This window comes from Pseudomonas sp. CFBP 13711, assembly GCF_014842265.1.
Classification (GTDB): Bacteria; Pseudomonadota; Gammaproteobacteria; order Pseudomonadales; family Pseudomonadaceae; genus Aquipseudomonas.
This window is the reverse complement of record NZ_JACYVI010000007.1, coordinates 221,210-239,801: the sequence shown is the minus strand read 5'-3', so window position 1 is coordinate 239,801 and position 18,592 is coordinate 221,210. Positions and strand designations below refer to the sequence as shown.

The following is an 18,592-nucleotide window of genomic DNA, read 5'->3' as shown; positions in this document are numbered from 1 at the left end:
CTGGTTTTTCTATTCCAGGTCCAGATCGCTGAGTTAATGCCGCACATCGGCCTCGAATGCAGGTGGCTGCCCGCGGGCCAATACCCACTGCAATACACCCGCCACAACGAGCGCTGGCAGCGTTGCACCGATGTCCGGATACAGGTTCGCCAGCAGATGGTAAGTGCAGATCCCGCCGATCCACGCCAGTAGCGTCATCCAGCGCAAGCCCGCTGTCGCAACGCCGTGACGACGGCGACGCAGGACGAAGTGATCCACCAGCACCACGCCGAATAGCGGTGCAAACACGGAAGCGATCATCAGCAGGAAGTTCTGGTACTGCGCCAGCGGCGCCAAGCAGGCGATCAGCGTGCAGATGACGCCAATGGCCAGCGCCAGGTGTTCGACTTTGGCCTTCAGCAGAAGGCCGCTCGACACGGCAGCGGAGTGAATGTCGGCGAACGCGTTTTCCGATTCGTCCAGCAGGATCAGCAACAACGGAATGCCCATCCCCGCACCCGCGAGCGCCAGCAACAGCGCATTGGCTTCACCACTCGGCGCGAAGGCCAGGGTGTACGCCACGCCAAGGGACATCAGCCAGAAATTGCCGATGAAGAAGCCCAGCGCTGTGCCGCCGAACACGCCGGCGGCGCGCTTGCCGAACCGCGAGTAGTCCGCAATCAGCGGCAGCCACGACAGCGGCATCGCGATAGCAATATCGAAACCCACGGCAAACGGCATCGAGCCATCTCCCGTCCGCGACCACAGGGCCGTCAAATCAGCCTTGCTGAACAGATTGAACGTCAGCCAGGCGCACGCGGCCAAGAGCAGCCAGATGCCCCATTTGCGCAGGATTTGCCGAACGAAGGCCAAAGGGCCACTCACCGCCAGCAAGGTCGCGAGGGCACCGAAGACGATTGTCCAGAGCATCGGGCTGGCCCAGAGGCTGCCTTCGGAAAAGGCGCCCGCGCCCAACAGGCTGGCGGCGTCGCGCATGACGATGATTTCGAACGAGCCCCAGCCCACCAGTTGCAGCAGATTGAGAATCGCCGGAACGCCTGCGCCTTTGCTGCCGAGGCTGAGCTTGAGCGCCGCCATCGATGACAGGCCGGTGTCACTGCCAATCACGCCAACCGCGGCGAGCAGCAAAACGCCCACCAGTGTGCCGAGCAGGATCGCCAGCATCGAGCCGGACATGCCCAATCCCGGCGCAAGCAACGCGCCGGTCTGCAGGACCATGAGGCCGATGCCGAGGGAAAACCACAGAGAGAACAGATCGCGCCCGCCAAAAACCCGCTTGGCAGCGGGCACGGGGGCGTCGGGTGAATAGGTGCCGGGTGTGTTCACTTTTGTGTCTCGCTGAAACTTATGGTTGATCGTACCCATGCTCTGCGTGGGCACGCATACCTGGATGCTCTGCGTCCTGAGTGACGCAGAGCGTCAGGGGCGGCATTACCACGCAGAGCGTGGGAACGATCGCGGCCTGCTTTTCCTTGCAACTTGTGACTTGCCGCTTGCCGCTCAGACTTTCTTATAAAGCTGACTGCCTTCCTGCCTGAACCGCTCGGCCTGTTCGCGCATGCCTTCGTCCACCGACACGTCCACCGCGCCGATCTTCTGGTTGGCGGCGTACTCGCGAACTTCCTGAGTGATCTTCATCGAGCAGAACTTCGGCCCGCACATGGAGCAGAAATGCGCGACCTTGGCGGAGTCTTTCGGCAGCGTCTCGTCGTGGTAAGCGCGCGCGGTGTCCGGGTCCAGCCCGAGGTTGAACTGGTCTTCCCAGCGGAATTCAAACCGCGCCTTGCTCAGCGCGTTGTCACGAATCTGCGCACCGGGATGCCCTTTCGCGAGGTCTGCAGCATGGGCGGCGATCTTGTAGGTAATGATCCCGGTCTTGACGTCGTCCTTGTTCGGCAATCCCAAGTGTTCCTTGGGCGTGACGTAGCAGAGCATCGCGCAGCCAAACCAGCCGATCATGGCCGCGCCGATGCCCGACGTGATGTGGTCGTAACCCGGTGCGATGTCAGTGGTCAGCGGGCCGAGCGTATAGAACGGCGCCTCGTCGCAGCACTCGAGCTGCTTGTCCATGTTCTCTTTGATCAACTGCATCGGCACGTGGCCCGGGCCTTCGATCATGCATTGCACGTCGTGTTTCCAGGCGATCTTGGTCAGCTCGCCGAGGGTCTCCAGCTCGCCGAACTGCGCTTCGTCGTTGGCGTCGGCAATCGACCCCGGACGCAGGCCGTCGCCCAGGGAGAAGCTGACGTCATAAGCCTTCATGATTTCGCAGATGTCGTCGAAATGGGTGTAGAGGAAGTTTTCCTTGTGATGGGCCAGGCACCATTTGGCCATGATCGAACCGCCACGGCTGACGATCCCGGTCACGCGCTTGGCGGTCAGCGGCACGTAACGCAGCAGTACACCGGCGTGAATGGTGAAATAGTCGACGCCCTGCTCCGCCTGCTCGATCAGCGTGTCGCGGAACAGCTCCCACGTCAGGTCTTCGGCCGCGCCACCGACCTTTTCCAGCGCCTGATAGATCGGCACGGTGCCGATGGGCACCGGCGAATTGCGGATGATCCACTCGCGGGTTTCGTGAATGTGCTTGCCGGTGGACAGGTCCATGACCGTGTCCGAACCCCAGCGAATGCCCCAGGTCAGTTTCGCCACTTCTTCTTCGATGGACGAACCCAGCGCGCTGTTGCCGATGTTGCCGTTGATCTTCACCAGAAAGTTGCGCCCGATAATCATCGGCTCGAGCTCAACGTGGTTGATGTTGGCAGGGATGATCGCGCGACCGCGGGCGATTTCTTCGCGCACGAACTCAGGGGTGATCTCTTTCGGAATGCTCGCACCGAAGCTGTGGCCGGGGTGCTGCTGGGTGAGCAGACCAGCGGCGCGGGCTTCCCGCAGCTTCATGTTCTCGCGGATGGCGACGTATTCCATCTCGGCGGTGATGATGCCCTGACGCGCGTAGTGCATCTGGCTGACGTTGGCGCCCGCCTTTGCCCGACGCGGATTGCGCACATGGGCGAAACGCAGCCGGGTCAGTTCGGCATCGGCCAGGCGCTGCTGACCGAAGTTCGAGGTCAGCCCTGGAAGGCGTTCGGTGTCAGCGCGGGACTCGATCCACGGCGAACGCACATCCGCCAGGCCCTTGCGCACGTCGATGATGACGTTGGGGTCGGTGTACGGGCCGGAGGTGTCGTACACGCAGACCGGTGCGTTGATCTCGCCGCCGCTGTTTGTTCCAGAGCTCTTTGTTTCAGAGAAGGCCGTCGGCGTGACGTCCAGGCTGATCTCACGCATGGGCACACGGATGTCCGGACGCGAGCCCTGAACGTAGATTTTCTGCGAGCGGGTAAACGGTTGAACCGACCCCGAATCGACTTGGGCGGATTCACTCAGATTGGCGTTTTTTAGTGTTGTACTCATCACGGGCTCTCCAGGACATCATCCAGCAGCGGAATGAATTGTCGGAGTTTGAGCCTGATGAACACGAACGGATGCACCCTGAGACGGCATGGATGCTGAGAATCGAAAGGCGCGGACTGTTCAGAAAATGAACAAAGACGACCCCGGACGACACTCAAGAGGACTCGCCGGGAGACGAGAAATCTTGTTCCCTACGCAGGCGCTAACCTGATCAGGTTCAACGGGATCCGGATTATCCGATCTCAGCCTCATATCAAGGCACCCCGACAAGAACAGCGTCAGTCTAGTCGCGGCGCAGGCCAAACGCCAAGCGCGGAATTCAAACGCGCGTTAAATGGCTGATTTGCCCGATTGTTGTCCCTACCCGCTGGAACTACACTCGCTACGCGTCGCCAAAGCCATCTGGATCAGACGCAACGTCACCGTCTTCATGCCGCTTGAATTACTAGGGAATGTCTATGCTGCGCAAACTTTCACTGGCCATTGCCGTGTCGTGTGCTTCGAATGCGATGGCCGGGGCAGCAGACATGCCGCTGCCGACCAGGACCGGTTTGGTCAGTGTGTATCAGGAAGCGGTCAACAATAACGCCGACCTTGCGGCAGCCCGCGCCAGCTACGACGCGCAGAAGGAAATCGTGCCTCAGGCACGCGCCGGTCTGTTACCGAACATCTCCGGCGGCGCCGACATCAATGACACCCGCACCTCGATTGACCAGCCCTCTGCCGTCATCAGCCGCAGTGGCACGGTCTATCGCGCGACCTTGAGTCAGCCGATCTTCCGCGCGGACCGCTGGTTCCAGCTCAAGGCTGCGAAGGACGTCAACGAGCAGGCGATCCTGCAGCTCTCGGCCACCGAGCAGAACCTGATTCTGCAAAGCGCCGAAGACTATTTTGCGGTGCTCCGCGCACAGGACAATCTGGCCTCGACCAAGGCAGAGGAAGCGGCGTTCAAGCGCCAGCTCGATCAGGCCAATGAACGCTTCGACGTCGGCCTGTCGGACAAGACCGACGTGCTGCAGGCCCAAGCCAGTTACGACACCGCCCGCGCTGCGCGGATCGTTGCCAAGCGCCAGGTGGACGATGCCTTTCAGGCGCTGATCACCCTGACCAACCGCGACTACAACTCCATTGAAGGCATCGTGCACACCCTGCCAGTGCTCGCACCGACGCCCAACGATGCGAAAGCCTGGGTCGACACGGCAACCCAGCAAAACCTGAATTTGCTGGCCAGCAACTACGCCGTCAGCGCCGCTGAAGAGACTTTGCGTCAGCGCAAGGCGGGCCACGCACCCACGGTCGATGCGGTGGCGCAGTACGAGAAAGGCGACAACGACCCACTGGGTTTCACCAACCCCAATTACACCGGTCAGAGCTTTCACGGCAGCGTCGAGCAACGCACCATCGGCCTGCAGGTGAACATCCCGATTTACAGCGGTGGGCTGACCAGCTCCCAGGTCCGCGAGGCTTACGCTCGTCTCGGTCAGAGCGAGCAGCAGCGTGAAGGACTGCGCCGCCAGGTGGTGGAAAACACCCGCAACCTGCACCGCGCGGTGAACACCGATGTCGAGCAGGTGCAGGCGCGCAAGCAGTCAATCATCTCCAACCAGAGCGCGCTGGAAGCCACGGAAATCGGTTATCAAGTGGGGACGCGCAACATCGTCGACGTGCTCGATGCACAGCGTCAGCTGTATGCGTCGGTGCGCGACTACAACAACACGCGTTACGACTACATCCTCGACAACCTGCGCCTGAAGCAGGCTGCCGGCACGCTGAGCCCGGGCGATCTGCAGGATCTGTCACGCTTTCTGAAAGCCGACTACAACCCCGACAAAGACTTCCTGCCGCCGGATCTGGCGAAAGAAGCGGCGAAGAATTTTGAGCGGCCGACGGAGCGGTGAATGTCGCGCGGTCGCGTAGCTATTACTGCACTTGTGGGAGTGACCGGTGTGGCGCTCCACCTTGCTCACGAAGGCGGCGTTTCAGGCGCAATCAGCCCAACAACCGCCCAATCCCATCCAGCAACCTCTGCAACGCCCCCTGATTGGCCTTCATCACGGCCAATCCGGCATCGGCCATCGCCTTTGCTTTCTCGGGATGGTCGATCAACCCTCGCACTGCAGCGGCCAGTGCGGCCGAGTCACTGACCTCCTCCAACGCGCCGGCATTACGCAGCATCGTGGCGATTTCGAGGAAGTTGAACAGGTGCGGGCCGCTGAGAACGGGCTTATCCAGCGCCGCAGGCTCCAGCAGGTTATGGCCACCGTTGGGCACCAGGCTGCCGCCGACAAAGGCGATGTCGGCCAGCGCATACAGAAACAGCAGCTCCCCCATGGTGTCGCCCACCAGAACCGAGGTCTCCGGCGTTACCGGCTCGGCCGTCGAACGACGAACGCTGGCGAATCCTTGCTGCTGACTCAGCTCAAACACGCCATTGAACCGCTCGGGGTGACGGGGCACGAGGATCAACAGCGCGCCGGGATGGGTTTCCATTACCGTGCGATGGGCCGCCAACACCACCTCGTCTTCGCCCGCGTGGGTACTGGCGGCAATCCACACCGGACGCTGCAAGGTCTGCCATTGCTCACGCTGCTGAGCGGCACGCTCCAGCAATTGCGGATCAATGGTCAGGTCGAACTTGATCGAGCCCGTCACGGTGACGCACTCGGGCCGAGCGCCCAGGTCACGAAAGCGCTGGGCCTCGGTTTCGGTCTGCACGGCAATCAGGCTCATCTCTGCCAGCATCGGCCGAGTCAGCCCGGCGAAGCGTCCGTAGCCGCGAGCGGAACGCTCTGACAACCGCGCGTTGGCCAGCACCGTCGCAATGCCGCGCTTCGCACACTGATGAATGTGATTGGGCCACAGCTCGGTTTCCATGATCACGCCGATCTTCGGCTGGATGTGATCGAGAAAACGCCCGGCTGCCCACGGAAAGTCATAGGGCAAATAGCAATGCTGAACGCGCGGCTCGTTGGCGAACAGCGACTGAATGCGCTCGGAGCCGGTCGGCGTCATGCAGGTGATGGTGATCGGCAATTGCGGATAGCGGGCCAGCAAGGCGCGAATCATCGGCGCGGCGGCGATGCTCTCGCCCACCGACACGGCATGCACCCAGATTCCGCCGCGCTGCATGGCGGGCAAGCCCATGGCGAAGCGCTCGCCGACCCGTTTCGCGTAGGCCGGCGCCTTGCGCGAACGCAGCCACAAGCGCAGGGCGATCAATGGGAGGCCGAGGTGGAACAGGATGCTGTAGAGGGTTCTATTCATGGGCGCGGAGTTTATCAGCCAAACGCTGTCAGATTTCCATGGAGCTTCGCACATATCTTGCCCGGCGCATTTCGCCAGCCGCCCTCCCGCCAGCCCGCCAGCCCGAAAGGCGCCGGTTGTTCAGTACCGGGTAAGCCGCTTTAATGACGGCCATTGAAAAGGAGCTACATCATGTCTGCGTACTACCTGCTGGCCATCGCCATCTGTGCCGAGGTCATCGGCACTGTGTCCATGAAAGCCGTCAAAGGCCTGAGCACGCCGATTCCACTGCTGTTGGTAATCGTCGGCTACGCCATTGCGTTCTGGATGCTCACGCTGGTGGTGCGCACCATCCCGGTCGGCGTGGCATACGCCGTGTGGGCGGGCATGGGCATCGTCATGGTCAGCATCGCGGCGCTGTTTATTTACGGCCAGAAACTGGACTTGCCCGCCATCGCCGGCATGGGCCTGATCGTCGCGGGCGTCGTGGTCATCCAGCTGTTCTCGAAGACGGCCGGTCATTAAGGGGGTTACTGAAAAGTGCCTTCCCCTATAATGCCGGCATTCGTTTCGCCATTTGAGGTGCCCATGTCATCTGCTATTTCCACTGACGTCCTGATTGTCGGCGCGGGCGTTGCCGGTCTCTGGCTCAATGCGCGGCTGCGGCATCAGGGCTTTTCGACGGTGGTGGTGGAAAAGGCCAGCCTGGGTGGCGGCCAGACACTCAAATCCCAGGGGATCATCCACGGCGGCGCTAAATACGCCCTGCACGGCGCGCTGTCCGGTGCCTCCGAAGCGATCGCCGACATGCCACGTCGCTGGCGCGAAGCGCTCGCCGGCAAAGGCGAGCTGAACCTCTCAGGCGTACGCCTGCTGTCGGAAGCCCATTACCTGTGGTCGCCCGGCACCCTCGCCGGCAACCTCACCAGCTTCTTCGCCAGCAAGGCCGTGCGCGGGCGTGTTGATCAGGTCAAGGGCAGCGACCTGCCGCCTGCGCTCCAGGATCCGCGCTTCAAGGGCAAGGTGTACCGCCTGGCCGAGCTGGTCATCGACATTCCCAGTCTGGTGAAAAAACTGGCGGAGCTGGCGGGCGACAGTCTGCTTGCCGGCCAGGACATCCAGCCGCTGCGCAGTGACGGCGAACTGGTCGGTCTGCGCGTCGACGGCCGCGAGATCCATGCGCAGCGAGTGGTGCTCAGCGCCGGTGAAGGCATGGCTGATCTGCTCAAGGCGCTGAACGTCAGCCAGCCGGCCATGCAACGCCGCCCGCTGCACATGGTGCTGGTCAAAGGCCCGACGCTCAAACCGCTGTACGCCCACTGCCTGGGCGGCGGGCCGAAACCGCGCATCACCGTCACGACGCACCCGGCGGCTGACGGCCAGTGGGTCTGGTACCTGGGCGGCGACATTGCCGAAGCCGAAGGCGTTGCCCGCGACCCCGCCGAGCAGATCGCTGCCGCGAAAAAAGAGCTCGCCAATCTGCTGCCCTGGGTGGATCTCAGCCAGGCGCAGTTCGCCACCTTGCGCGTGGACCGCGCCGAGCCGCAGCAAAGCGGTCTGGTGCGCCCGGACAACGCCTTTGTCGACGTGCAGGGGCGCTTGCTGGTCGGCTGGCCCACCAAACTGGCGCTGGCCCCCGACTTCGCCGATCGCGTGCTGGCCTCGCTGTCCCGGGATGACATTCACCCCACACCGCAACCACCGCACACCGACTTCCCCAAGCCGCCCCTCGCCATTCCTGTCTGGGATCAACTGCTGCCATGAAGACCCTGCACGATCTGCATCGGCCGCTCGGCAGCCTCGGCATCAACGTCTCACCCTTGGGCCTGGGCACGGTAAAGCTGGGCCGCGATCAGGGCGTGAAGTACCCCAACGGCTTCACCATTCCCGACGACGTCGAAGCGCAGATGTTGCTGAAGCTGGCGCGGGATCTGGGCATCAACCTGATCGACACCGCCCCGGCGTACGGTCGCAGCGAAGAGCGCCTCGGCCCGCTGTTACGCGGGCAGCGCAAGGACTGGGTGATCGTCAGCAAGGTCGGCGAAGAATTCGAAGCGGGCCAGTCACGGCACGATTTCAGCGCCGCCCACACGCGCCTGTCCGTGGAGCGCAGCCTGCAGCGCCTGGAAACCGACTTCATCGATCTGGTGCTGGTGCATTCCGACGGCAACGATCTGCACGTGCTCAACGACTGCGCCGTCTACCAGACCCTGGCCGAGCTCAAGCGAGAAGGCAAGATTCGCGGGTTCGGGTTCTCCGGCAAGACCGTCGAAGGCGGTCTGCTGGCGCTGGAGGACGGCGACTGCGCGATGGTCACGTACAACCTCAACGAACAGGGCGAAAAGCCGGTCCTCGACTACGCTGCTGCACACGGCAAAGGGGTGCTGGTCAAAAAAGCGCTGGCCAGCGGGCACGTTTGCCTGAGCCCCGGTGTCGATCCTGTGCGTGCCAGTTTCGAGCTGCTGTTTGAACATCCCGGCGTCACCGGTGCTATCGTCGGCACCATCAATCCGCTGCATCTGGCCCATAACGTGGCAACCGCCGCTGCCGTGATCCGTCGTCAGCCCTGAGACAAACGGCCGACCCCAACGCAAGAAGGAGCCGATATGCCGCGAACCCTGATCCGAAAGAACCCCAGCAACTTCAAGACCCTGCCGTTATTTGTCGAAGCCACCCCGGAAAGCCTGACCTACCAGAGCATCGGGATGCCGCTGAATTTCACCCAGACCCTGGCACGGCGTCGCAAGATCGACGTGGAGGACAGCGAACGGTTTTCCACCGAACTGGCCAATCTCGGTGTCTCGGTGCGCCTGACCCTGCGCTGGCAGAACCGCGATTACTGGGTGCTGGTTCGCCAGCGCCGTCAGGACCGTGGCGATGTGGTGCTCAAGCTGATCTCCGGCTACGTTCCCGCCCACGAACTCAACCTGCCGTTGCACACGGCGGTTCAGGAAGTCGCCGAGGAATGCCTGATCGAGACGCCCCAAGGCTGGCTCGGCGGACGTTTCAACGACACTTGGCTGCCAGCGCCCTACGCGGCAGCGTTGCATTACCGCGAAGCGATGCCCTTTCGCCTCACGCCGCTTTCCGGCGCGGCACGCCCTGTACGTTGCGGCAGCCTGACCCTGATTGAGCGGCCCCGCGCTTACGTGCATTTGCCGACGGCGTCGTTGCAACTGATCTACGACATGCGCCTTGAAGTGCCGAAAGAGGCTCGCCCGCTGAGCCTGTTCCACGTCGATGAAAGCCTGGAGAACAACGAGCTGGTGGCGCGCCTCAATCGCAGCAAGCCGGATCTGTACCTGATGCCGCTGGAAAACGGCTCGCCCCTGCCCGAGCTGTACACCCTGAAGAAAGACAAGCTTTCGCCCGCCGGTACGCGCGGCCTTTATCTGGCCGAGAGCTTTGCCCCACAAGAAGGCTGGGTGGTACGCGAGGAGCGGATTCGCTGGAAGGACTGGCTGGTGCAGCAGGGCCTGACGCCGAAGAAAAAGCCCAAATCAGGTCTGACCAAGCTGCGGATCAAAGCGAGGCGGCTGGTCAGGCTGGTGCGCAGCGGCCTGCACAAGTAGGCCGCCACTCAGCTCTTTTCAGTGAGGCGTTTGTCACGCCAGGTGCGCAGCCGGGCGAAGAAGTGGAAATAGCGGTTCTCACGCTTGCCCATCCCGCGCTTCGGCGAGAACGACTCTTCAGCGAAGGCGCCGGTGATGCGCACTCGCGAGGCGGTGGTTGGCAGCGTGCAAACGCGGGCGTCGGCCTCAAGCAGGGCGTACTTGAGCAAACGCTCCGAGTGCAGCTTGCGGCCCGTCACTTCGCAGAACTCGAAGATGCGCTCCACCCGTTTGCCATAGGCGCGGTAGACGTCGCGGCCGCAAATGGCGAAACGATCGTTCAGCCCGCCCCACCACTGCCAGTCCGGAATATAGGCGTTCAGCCGCCGTGCCTGTGGCGAATGAAAGACATAACCCGGCAGCGGCGAATGGAAGAAGTTGTCCGGGCGCACGAACACCACGAAGTCCGGATCGAACGACTCCATCATGCCCGTGACCGTGTGCAGGGAATTGAGCTGATAGATCAGGTTGCGCAGGGAGACATGCTCGTCGCCCCAGGTGTCGCCCATCGCCTTGACCCGCTCGAAATCCCAGCGATCCAGCACGCCGTCCGTGGACTCGAGAACCCCCGTCATCGACTGGAAAACGTCGTAGTTCTGCGCCTTCAGCTCCCCCTTCTCCGCCGAGCGCTGGTTATGCACTTCGTCGATCTTGTAGAGGTGGTAGAAGCATTTGACGTTGCTGCCCTTGGGCAACGGGCCAAGGACGTTTTCCTCAATGGAAGGAAAACAGATTTCCGAGTTGCGCGGGATACCAAAAAACGCGACCGCAATGTTCAGCACTGACAAACTCTCCGGGATCGATGGCGATGCGCCTGGACATGCGCGCTCAAGCGGCGGACGGCCTCGTTCATTTACGAAACAACAGCGTGCGCCACCAACTCCGGGGCTTGAGGGCGATCACTTCGACGTCGGCGTCGAGCAGCCAGTTGCGCTCATAGTCCCAGGCGTGGCCGCCCCAGAGCTTGCCGGCTTCGTTGGAAAAACCGAGGGTCATGAGCCTGTAGCGGTAACCGGCATGAGCGCGCAGCCAGTCGAGCAGCACCAGCACGTTGAAACCCGTGGAAGGACCGACGAAGCGCTTGCCGTTGGGACGATCGACCGGGTAACGCTCGGCCAGGGCCGGCAACGGAATGCGGTCCCAATACAGCGCAACCTCAGGCAGCGGGCACAGCGGCACGGCGCATCCCACCAGCAGCGTGAAGCAACGCGAGCCCGGTTGGGCAGTGAACTTCTGTACGTCATCGGTTGAAGGCAGGCCAAAGAAGTAACGGTCTGGCGCGTTGAAGCCGTGCACGAACAGGTTGACGCTTTCAGGCTTTAGCAGGGCGGCCTTGATGCACAGATTGAAGCTGACCACCACATCGTCGGCGCCCACCCCCAAGGCATCGAAATCGGCTGGGGTGATGGCTGGATTGTTGGCGATCAGGATGACCCGTGCAGCGTTCGCCAGGCACTGGCGCAGTGCAGCGGGAAGCGCGCCGAACACGTCCTGATCGGCGCCCGGCAATACAAGGGGTTCCTTCGGCGCGGTACGGTCGTGGTCCGACGGCAACGTCATCAGGCCCGCACCTGCATGCCATGGCGCCACTTGACCCAGGCACGGGTCAGCGCCGACGGACGTTGCCACGGGCGCATCGGCCTCTGAATTTCATCGGCCAGATCGCGGCCCACGCGGGCAAAGGCATAGCGCTCTTCGGCGAATTTTTGGCCTTCGCTGGCGATGCGCGCGGCAAGCTCGGGATCACTCTGCAGCAGGCGGATCTTCTCGACGGCTTCGTCTTCGGAGCGGTAGAACATGACGTTTCGCCCCTCTTCGAACCCCAGCAGCTCGTCCTCTTCACCCTGGCTCCATGCGAGCAGCACGCAGCCGCAGGCCATGGCTTCGAAATTCTTGATCATGAACTCGCCCATGCCGATGTCGGCACTGACGAAAATCCTGATGCGATTAAGCGTTTCAAGGTATTCGGCGCCAGAGGCCGTGCGCGTCACCAGCATGCCAGCGCGCTGCGCGAGGTTTTCCACCAGTTGCTTGCGCTGGGAATACTCGCGGCTTTTCAGGCTGCCCAGGAAGCCCACCGGAATGTCTCGGGGTTGACCGAGATTGCGCAGCATTTCCTGGTCGTAGCCCTTGGACACGAACACCGCATCAAGGCCTTCGCCGCGCATGCGCCGCGCAACCACCGCACCGGAAACCAGTGCGCGACTCCACGGCAGCTGCCGGTACAAGCGTGAATACATGCCGTGGTATTTGCTGGCGCTCATGTAGTTCTGATACGCATCGTGCTCAAGAAAGATCAGCCCCGGAATGCACTTGAGCACCGCGCGCTGGCGAGCAAGCCGTTTGACCCGGGAGAAAATCACCACCCGGTCGTAGCGCTGATAGTCGACCGAGGCCAGAAACGGCCCGAGATTCAGCTGCTGTTGCTTGCTCAGGCGAAAGATGACGCAGTCGTCACAATGCTGCCGCACGGTGTCGTACAAACCGTCCAGTATGACGCGCTGTTCATCCATCACCAGTAACATGACTTTCATACGTTCATATACCGAACTGCGAATACAAAAATGGCAGCGGCAAGGGGTGCCACTCTGCGCTGCGGGCGTCGGATCAGTCCTGACTGCGGATCTTGTCGACGATGGCTGTCGTCGAGCTGTTGGCAACCAGTCCCAGCACTTTCACGGTGCCGCCATAAGAGCCGACGATGTCGGCGCCGACGACTTGGTCAACCGAGTAGTCCCCGCCCTTCACCAGCACGTCCGGACGCACATGGGTCAGCAGGTTTTCCGGGGTGCCTTCGGGGAAGCTGATGACCCAGTCCACGGCGCCCAGACCGGCCAGCACGGCCATGCGTCGATCAACGCTGTTGATCGGGCGGCCCGGGCCTTTCAGGCGACTCACCGACGCGTCGTCGTTGACCGCCACGATCAGCCGATCGCCCTGGGCGCGAGCCTGTTCCAGGTAGGTGACATGGCCGGCGTGGAGAATGTCGAAGCAGCCGTTGGTGAAGACGATGGTTTCGTTGTGGGCACGGGCGTCGTCGATGGCCAGCAGCAGCTGATCGAGGGTCAGCACTCCGCGCTCGGAACCTTCGGCGCGCTGGATGGCGCGACGCAACTCGGGAGCGCTGATCGCGGCAGTGCCGAGCTTGCCCACGACGATGCCCGCCGCAAGGTTCGCCAGCGCGACCGCGTGCGGCAACTCCTCACCCGCCGCAATGGCCGCTGCCAGGGTGGAAATGACCGTATCCCCAGCCCCCGTCACGTCGAAGACTTCCCGCGCGCGGGCCGGAAGGTGCAGCGTTGGCTGATCCGGACGCAGCAGGGTCATGCCGTGTTCGCCACGGGTGACCAGCAACGCCCCCAGATCGAGGTCCTTCATCAGCGCCGCGCCTTTGGCGACCAGCTCTGCCTCGTCGACGCAATGGCCGACGATGGCTTCAAATTCACTGAGATTGGGGGTAATCAGGCTGGCGCCACGGTAGATCGCGAAGTCTTTACCCTTGGGGTCGGCGAGCACGGGAATGCCACGGTCCCGGGCTGCCTTGATCAGCACTTGATGATTCTTCAGCGCGCCTTTGCCGTAGTCGGACAGGACCAGCACCTTGATACCGTCGAGCAAGGCATCGACCTCGCGGCTCAGGGCCTCGGGGTCAGTGGCAAAGGGTTCTTCGAAGTCGATGCGCAGGAGCTGCTGGTGCCGGCTCATGACGCGCAATTTGACGATGGTGGGCTGATGGGCGATGCGCTGGAAGCTGGCGATCACGCCGGCGGCCTTGAGGCTGTTGCTCAGGCTGTCGGCGGCTTCGTCGGTGCCCGTCACGCCGACCAGGGACGCCTTGGCGCCCAGCGCAGCAATGTTCAACGCCACGTTGGCGGCACCGCCCGGACGGTCTTCGATCTGGTCGACTTTGACCACCGGCACCGGTGCTTCAGGGGAGATTCTGGAAGTGCCACCGTGCCAGTAGCGGTCGAGCATGACATCGCCGACAACTAACACTTGAGCCTGATCAAAACGCGGCATGGACAACTTCATCGAACAACCCGTGGCAGAAATGGACAAGGACGGAATCTTAGCACAGCGATCAGCGCTGGCTGGCCGGTTGGCCTCGAATCCCTTAGTGCTTCAAACAGCGCTTCAGGTGGCGCTTTAACTGGTGCAACGAATGGCGCATCGACTGTTGCAGCTATGGGCGCGGAAAGCGGCGAACCCAGAACACCTCGTGACGGCGCACGGCCTTGCGGAAGAATTCGTCGTCTCCCGTCAGCGGCCATTCACGACCGGCCAGCCAGCGTTGAATCTGTCGGCGCAGGCGCTTCTTCAGGGGTGGCGCTCCCTGGAGGTCATGCTGCATCGCCAGAGCCATGGCCTTATCCAGTTGCACGTCCGAACTGAGCGACGTACTCCAGAGCTGATCCACTGAAGGCGCCTCTACAAACGGCGGCAGCGCGACGCCTTTACCGGCCAGCCCCATGGGCCAGCGGTCGTTGTCGTGCAGGTGGTTGGCGTAGAACAGCGCCACCTCCGGCGTGTGCGCGCTTCTGCCCACCGCCTGGTATAACGCTTGAGTCGTGGCGATGTGGTCAGCGTGGGGGTCGAGTTCCGGGTGCGGCATGACAATGACGTCCGGCCGGTAAGCATCGAGCAGCGCCGCAAGATCGGCCACGAGATTGTTCCAGGTCGGCGCGCCGTCCTGATCACCCGGCAACGGCAAAGGATTGTGCTGCCGCGCACTGCGGATGTCGGTCTCTGAGGAGTCGCGAGAACCAAACGGCTGATCCGGCGACTGGGCCATGGCCGGCAGTTGCAGGCAGTAATAGCCCAGTTGCACGCACTGGCTCTGGGGCACACCGCCCCACAGCGGAATCGCCAGGCTGTCCCAGGTACGCAGACGCCCCTTGAGCCGGGCAGCATCGGCGCGGTTCAGCCCCAGTTGTTCGTAGCGTTCGGCCTCGATTTCGCCCTGGGTCACCGTAACGATGCTGCAATCCGCCGCCTGGCTGTACAGGCCAAAGGCTGCCAGTTCGGCGTCGTCGGCGTGGGGCGCGAGGATCATCAACCGTTGCTGCCGGTAATCCGGGTTGCTCAATACGTATAAGCGGGCGGCGCTGGCGATGCGGCAGAAGCCGCCTTTGAGGCGCAGCGTGCTGTCCGCGACGACGTCCCGCTGCCCGGTGAGGTTCACGTAGCGACGCCCGGCAAAGCCTCGTTCGAAATCCTGGCGGTCGTCGCCTGCCAACACGTAGGGGTCCAGCCAGCGACCGAGCCAGGTGCTGCGCAGGTCGAGCTCCAGCAGCAGGGTTTCGCCTTCGCCCAAAGGCTCGCTCAGTTGCAGCATGCCATTGACGACAGAAACAGGCTGCGCCTGGGCCGCGTCAGGAAACTGGTAGTGGTAATCGCTCTTGGGCGAATAAAACAGATGGTCGGAGAACCAGGCTTCGTGGGCGATCCAGGCGGCGACGATCAGCAACGGCACCAGCCACCACGCGACCCAGATGCCAATGCCGATCAGCAGCACCAGACCGATGATCAGCGCCAGACGCTTGTTGCGCCGATGTCGTTTCAGAAGCTGCTGCTTGCGCCCGGACATGTCATCCAACCTTGTAGACAGGCACCGTCTGGCACCAGCGGTCTTTGTATTCGCGATCGGAGCGGCCGAAGGAGTAGCGCAAAGGCTTGTTCACCGCCCTCGCATCAGCCCAGGCGTTCTGGGTGTTAACGAAGCTCAGCACGCTGCCGGCGCTCAACGCCTGATGGGCCGGATCGACACCGCCGTTGATGTATTCCACCGACACCCAGTGTGGCGATTCGACCCTGTACAGCACCTGAGCGGCAATGGGTTTGCCTTCCAGCAGGATCATCGAGCCGGTCATGAACTCGCGCATCAGCTCGAACACCTTGGCCAGATGATCCTTGCCCGGCACGTCGAAGCCCCAGCGCGCATGAAACAGGCTGGAGTAAATGCGGGCTTGTTCCTCGGACGTGAAATCCAGCATCGGCTGCACGACCCCGCCCGCCTCCTCAAGCAAACGCTGTTCACGGCGCTGGTTGTAGCGGAATTTCTTGGAATAGTCCTCAGGCGCGCGGGCGATGGCCAGGCTCTCGGCTTGCGGCTTGAGGGTGTCGATCTGACCGGCGTTCAACTCCGACACGTAACTCATGCGCTGGCGTACCGGCACTGTCACGCCGGGCGCAATCGGCAGAATGATCTCTGCATTGCCCAGATCGAACACCCGCCGATTACGCTGCTTGAGTACCTTCTTGGCCAGCGCCAGCTCCCGGCCCCAGCAGGCCACCGCACCAACGATGTTGCCGTCTTGCAGCCAACCCAGATACCGAACCGGAATGTCAGCCAGCCCGGCCAGGCGCTCGATCACATGCGGGTGCGTGGCAACGCTGCCGCCGAACTGCTGCCACGCGGTGGCGTAGGTGGTCGCATCAATCGGGGTCCAGCCTCGCTCACGCCATGCGCGCAAGTGACTCAGCATGCATCGACTGCCCGATCGATTTCGACTGGCTCGTCTTCTTCGAACTGTTTGGCATGCAGGCGCGTGTAGTAGCCGTTCTGCGCCAGCAGCTCGGCATGGGAGCCGCGCTCGACAATGCGGCCTTCGTCCATGACCAGAATGACGTCGGCTTTTTCGATGGTGGTCAGGCGGTGGGCGATCACCAGCGTGGTGCGGCCCTGCATGACCTTCTCCAGGGCTTTCTGGATATGGCGCTCGGACTCGGTATCCAGCGCCGAGGTCGCTTCGTCGAGAATCAGCAGCGGCGCGTTTTTCAGCAGCGCACGGGCAATCGCCAAACGCTGGCGCTGGCCCCCGGACAGCAGCACGCCGTTCTCGCCGACGAGGGTCTGGTACTGCTGAGGCAACTTGTCGATGAACTCGTCCGAGTAGGCATCGGCCGAGGCTTTCTTGATCTCTTCCAGCGGCACGCCCGCCAGATCGCCATACGCGATGTTGTTGGCGATGGTGTCGTTGAACAGCGTGACGTTCTGGTTCACCAGCGCGATCTGACGACGCAGGCTGCGCAGGGTGTAGTCCTGAGTCTCGACGCCATCGAGAAGAATCTGGCCCTGCACGTGATCGTAGAAGCGCGGAATCAGGCTCGCCAACGTGGATTTGCCGCTGCCGGAGCGGCCCACCAGCGCGACCATCTGGCCGGCTTCGGCGACAAAACTCACGTCATTGAGCACGCGCTTTTCCGTGCCTGGGTAGGTGAACGTGAGGTTTTTGACCTCCAGACGGCCTGAAACCTTGTCGCGCTCTACGGTGCCCAAGTCCTGCTCGGTCTGCTCATCCAGTTGCTCGAAGATGCTCTCCGCACCGGCGACGCCTTTCTGGATGGTGGAACTGACTTCGGACAACTGACGGATCGGCTTGGGCAGCAGGCCGGCCATGGTGATGTAGGCCACCAGATCACCCGCCGACGAGTCGCCGCGCAGATAAAGGACAAGGAACATCACGATGGCCATGCCGCTGTAGGTCACCAATTGCAGCATCGGCGTGTAAACCGCGCCGGTCTTGGTCATCGCCAACTGCTTTTTGGTATTGCTGCGGCTGGCCTTTTCGAAGCGGGCCTTTTCGTAGTCTTCGCCGCCAAAGCTGCGGACCACGCGATAACCGTGAATGGTTTCTGACGCCACGTGGGTCACATCGCCCATGGCCACCTGAATCTTCTTGCTCTGCTTGCGAAACTTCTTGCTGGTGCTGTTCACCATGACCGCAATGAGCGGCAGTATCGCCAGCATCACCAGGGTCAGTTTCCAGTTCATCCACAGCAGCGCGCCGAACAGAAAGATAACCGTCATGCCTTCGCGAATCACCACCTTGATTGCGTCAGTGGCAGCGCCGGTGACCATGGTCACGTTGAAGGTGATGCGCGAGATCAGATGCCCTGAGTTGCTGTTGTCGAAGAAGCGGTTGGGCAGCGTGAGCAATTTGTTGAACAGCACGACGCGCAGGTCATGCACCAGCCCGAGGGAAACGCGGGCCAGGAAGAAGTTGCCTAAATAAGAGCCGGCGCCCTGCCAGGCCGCGATCAGCACGATCATCAGTGGCACCGCCTGCAGCAATTGCAGGTGACCAATATAAGGGTTGCCGGGGAACAGGCTGGCTTCGGGATTGGCCAGGCCATCGACGAAGTATTTGAGGATGTAGGCGAGCATCGGCTGGGTGGACGCAAAGATAAGAAAGCCAACAATGCTCAAGCAGAAAAGGCCGATGTACGGCCGCACATAGGTCAATAGACGAAAGTAAATCGCCAGGGTCGTTTTAGCTTGAGGATCAGGACTGCTCATGGGAATCCGCACGAAAAAATTA

General features: G+C 62.2%; 15 protein-coding genes and 1 riboswitch. Of the genes, 5 read left to right on the top strand and 10 right to left on the bottom strand.

Annotated features, from left to right (window positions below):
* Positions 1–33: 33 nt before the first annotated feature.
* On the bottom strand, positions 34–1,365 hold the full coding sequence (cytX, locus tag IFT47_RS15380; RefSeq protein ID WP_192171118.1) for a putative hydroxymethylpyrimidine transporter CytX: 1,332 nt from the start codon (positions 1,363–1,365) through the stop codon (positions 34–36).
* 135 nt (positions 1,366–1,500) lie between these two features.
* Positions 1,501–3,417 carry a phosphomethylpyrimidine synthase ThiC gene (thiC, locus tag IFT47_RS15375; protein WP_192171119.1) on the bottom strand — a complete coding sequence of 639 codons (1,917 nt, stop codon included), beginning with the start codon at positions 3,415–3,417 and terminating at the stop codon, positions 1,501–1,503.
* Positions 3,418–3,588: 171 nt separating this feature from the next.
* A riboswitch (TPP riboswitch) is annotated at positions 3,589–3,693 on the bottom strand.
* A 182-nt stretch (positions 3,694–3,875) separates the two neighbouring features.
* Here thiC and IFT47_RS15370 point away from each other — a divergent pair.
* A complete protein-coding gene (locus IFT47_RS15370; protein WP_192171120.1) occupies positions 3,876–5,315 on the top strand; it encodes a TolC family outer membrane protein in 1,440 nt (479 codons plus the stop codon).
* Between the two features lie 91 nt (positions 5,316–5,406).
* Here IFT47_RS15370 and waaA read toward each other — a convergent pair whose 3' ends face one another.
* The gene (gene waaA / locus IFT47_RS15365) at positions 5,407–6,681 is read right to left on the bottom strand and encodes a lipid IV(A) 3-deoxy-D-manno-octulosonic acid transferase (RefSeq protein WP_192171121.1); all 1,275 of its coding nucleotides are present in this window, start codon (positions 6,679–6,681) and stop codon (positions 5,407–5,409) included.
* A gap of 171 nt (positions 6,682–6,852) precedes the next feature.
* Between waaA and IFT47_RS15360 the strand changes: the two genes are divergently transcribed.
* From IFT47_RS15360 to IFT47_RS15345, 4 genes are all read left to right on the top strand, one after another.
* Positions 6,853–7,185, top strand: a complete 333-nt coding sequence (locus IFT47_RS15360) for a DMT family transporter (RefSeq protein WP_133774590.1) — start codon at positions 6,853–6,855, stop codon at positions 7,183–7,185.
* Between the two features lie 63 nt (positions 7,186–7,248).
* Entirely contained in the window at positions 7,249–8,424 is a 1,176-nt protein-coding gene (locus tag IFT47_RS15355) for an NAD(P)/FAD-dependent oxidoreductase (protein WP_192171122.1), read from the top strand.
* Entirely contained in the window at positions 8,421–9,230 is an 810-nt protein-coding gene (locus tag IFT47_RS15350; RefSeq protein WP_192171123.1) for an aldo/keto reductase, read from the top strand. Before IFT47_RS15355 ends, IFT47_RS15350 begins: the two co-directional genes overlap by 4 nt.
* A gap of 36 nt (positions 9,231–9,266) precedes the next feature.
* A complete protein-coding gene (locus IFT47_RS15345; protein WP_192171124.1) occupies positions 9,267–10,232 on the top strand; it encodes a metal ABC transporter ATPase in 966 nt (321 codons plus the stop codon).
* Positions 10,233–10,240: 8 nt separating this feature from the next.
* On the opposite strand, the gene IFT47_RS15340 is transcribed toward IFT47_RS15345, so the two are convergent.
* The 7 genes from IFT47_RS15340 to msbA form a co-directional block, all read right to left on the bottom strand.
* Positions 10,241–11,053, bottom strand: a complete 813-nt coding sequence (locus IFT47_RS15340; RefSeq protein ID WP_192171125.1) for a hypothetical protein — start codon at positions 11,051–11,053, stop codon at positions 10,241–10,243.
* A 67-nt stretch (positions 11,054–11,120) separates the two neighbouring features.
* Positions 11,121–11,831 carry a hypothetical protein gene (locus IFT47_RS15335; protein ID WP_192171126.1) on the bottom strand — a complete coding sequence of 237 codons (711 nt, stop codon included), beginning with the start codon at positions 11,829–11,831 and terminating at the stop codon, positions 11,121–11,123.
* Positions 11,831–12,805: a glycosyltransferase family protein gene (locus IFT47_RS15330; protein WP_192171127.1), complete on the bottom strand. Its 975-nt coding sequence runs from the start codon at positions 12,803–12,805 to the stop codon at positions 11,831–11,833. The genes IFT47_RS15335 and IFT47_RS15330 overlap by 1 nt, the downstream gene beginning before the upstream one ends.
* Positions 12,806–12,878: 73 nt before the next feature.
* Positions 12,879–14,303 carry a bifunctional D-glycero-beta-D-manno-heptose-7-phosphate kinase/D-glycero-beta-D-manno-heptose 1-phosphate adenylyltransferase HldE gene (hldE, locus tag IFT47_RS15325; RefSeq protein WP_192171128.1) on the bottom strand — a complete coding sequence of 475 codons (1,425 nt, stop codon included), beginning with the start codon at positions 14,301–14,303 and terminating at the stop codon, positions 12,879–12,881.
* Between the two features lie 151 nt (positions 14,304–14,454).
* Positions 14,455–15,858, bottom strand: coding sequence for a PIG-L deacetylase family protein (locus tag IFT47_RS15320; RefSeq protein WP_192171129.1), 1,404 nt, complete (start codon positions 15,856–15,858; stop codon positions 14,455–14,457).
* A 1-nt stretch (position 15,859) separates the two neighbouring features.
* Positions 15,860–16,756 (bottom strand): GNAT family N-acetyltransferase, encoded by an 897-nt coding sequence (locus IFT47_RS15315; RefSeq protein ID WP_192171130.1) that lies wholly within the window; start codon positions 16,754–16,756, stop codon positions 15,860–15,862.
* Positions 16,750–18,570 carry a lipid A export permease/ATP-binding protein MsbA gene (gene msbA / locus IFT47_RS15310; protein ID WP_192171131.1) on the bottom strand — a complete coding sequence of 607 codons (1,821 nt, stop codon included), beginning with the start codon at positions 18,568–18,570 and terminating at the stop codon, positions 16,750–16,752. The genes IFT47_RS15315 and msbA overlap by 7 nt, the downstream gene beginning before the upstream one ends.
* Positions 18,571–18,592 lie beyond the last annotated feature (22 nt).

Coding starts and splice junctions, on each gene's coding strand:
- cytX (WP_192171118.1), bottom strand. CDS start 1,365: ATGGGTACGATCAACCATAAGTTTCAGCGAGACACAAAAGTGAACACA.
- thiC (WP_192171119.1), bottom strand. CDS start 3,417: ATGAGTACAACACTAAAAAACGCCAATCTGAGTGAATCCGCCCAAGTC.
- IFT47_RS15370 (WP_192171120.1), top strand. CDS start 3,876: ATGCTGCGCAAACTTTCACTGGCCATTGCCGTGTCGTGTGCTTCGAAT.
- waaA (WP_192171121.1), bottom strand. CDS start 6,681: ATGAATAGAACCCTCTACAGCATCCTGTTCCACCTCGGCCTCCCATTG.
- IFT47_RS15360 (WP_133774590.1), top strand. CDS start 6,853: ATGTCTGCGTACTACCTGCTGGCCATCGCCATCTGTGCCGAGGTCATC.
- IFT47_RS15355 (WP_192171122.1), top strand. CDS start 7,249: ATGTCATCTGCTATTTCCACTGACGTCCTGATTGTCGGCGCGGGCGTT.
- IFT47_RS15350 (WP_192171123.1), top strand. CDS start 8,421: ATGAAGACCCTGCACGATCTGCATCGGCCGCTCGGCAGCCTCGGCATC.
- IFT47_RS15345 (WP_192171124.1), top strand. CDS start 9,267: ATGCCGCGAACCCTGATCCGAAAGAACCCCAGCAACTTCAAGACCCTG.
- IFT47_RS15335 (WP_192171126.1), bottom strand. CDS start 11,831: ATGACGTTGCCGTCGGACCACGACCGTACCGCGCCGAAGGAACCCCTT.
- IFT47_RS15330 (WP_192171127.1), bottom strand. CDS start 12,805: ATGAAAGTCATGTTACTGGTGATGGATGAACAGCGCGTCATACTGGAC.
- hldE (WP_192171128.1), bottom strand. CDS start 14,303: ATGAAGTTGTCCATGCCGCGTTTTGATCAGGCTCAAGTGTTAGTTGTC.
- IFT47_RS15320 (WP_192171129.1), bottom strand. CDS start 15,858: ATGTCCGGGCGCAAGCAGCAGCTTCTGAAACGACATCGGCGCAACAAG.
- IFT47_RS15315 (WP_192171130.1), bottom strand. CDS start 16,756: ATGCTGAGTCACTTGCGCGCATGGCGTGAGCGAGGCTGGACCCCGATT.
- msbA (WP_192171131.1), bottom strand. CDS start 18,570: ATGAGCAGTCCTGATCCTCAAGCTAAAACGACCCTGGCGATTTACTTT.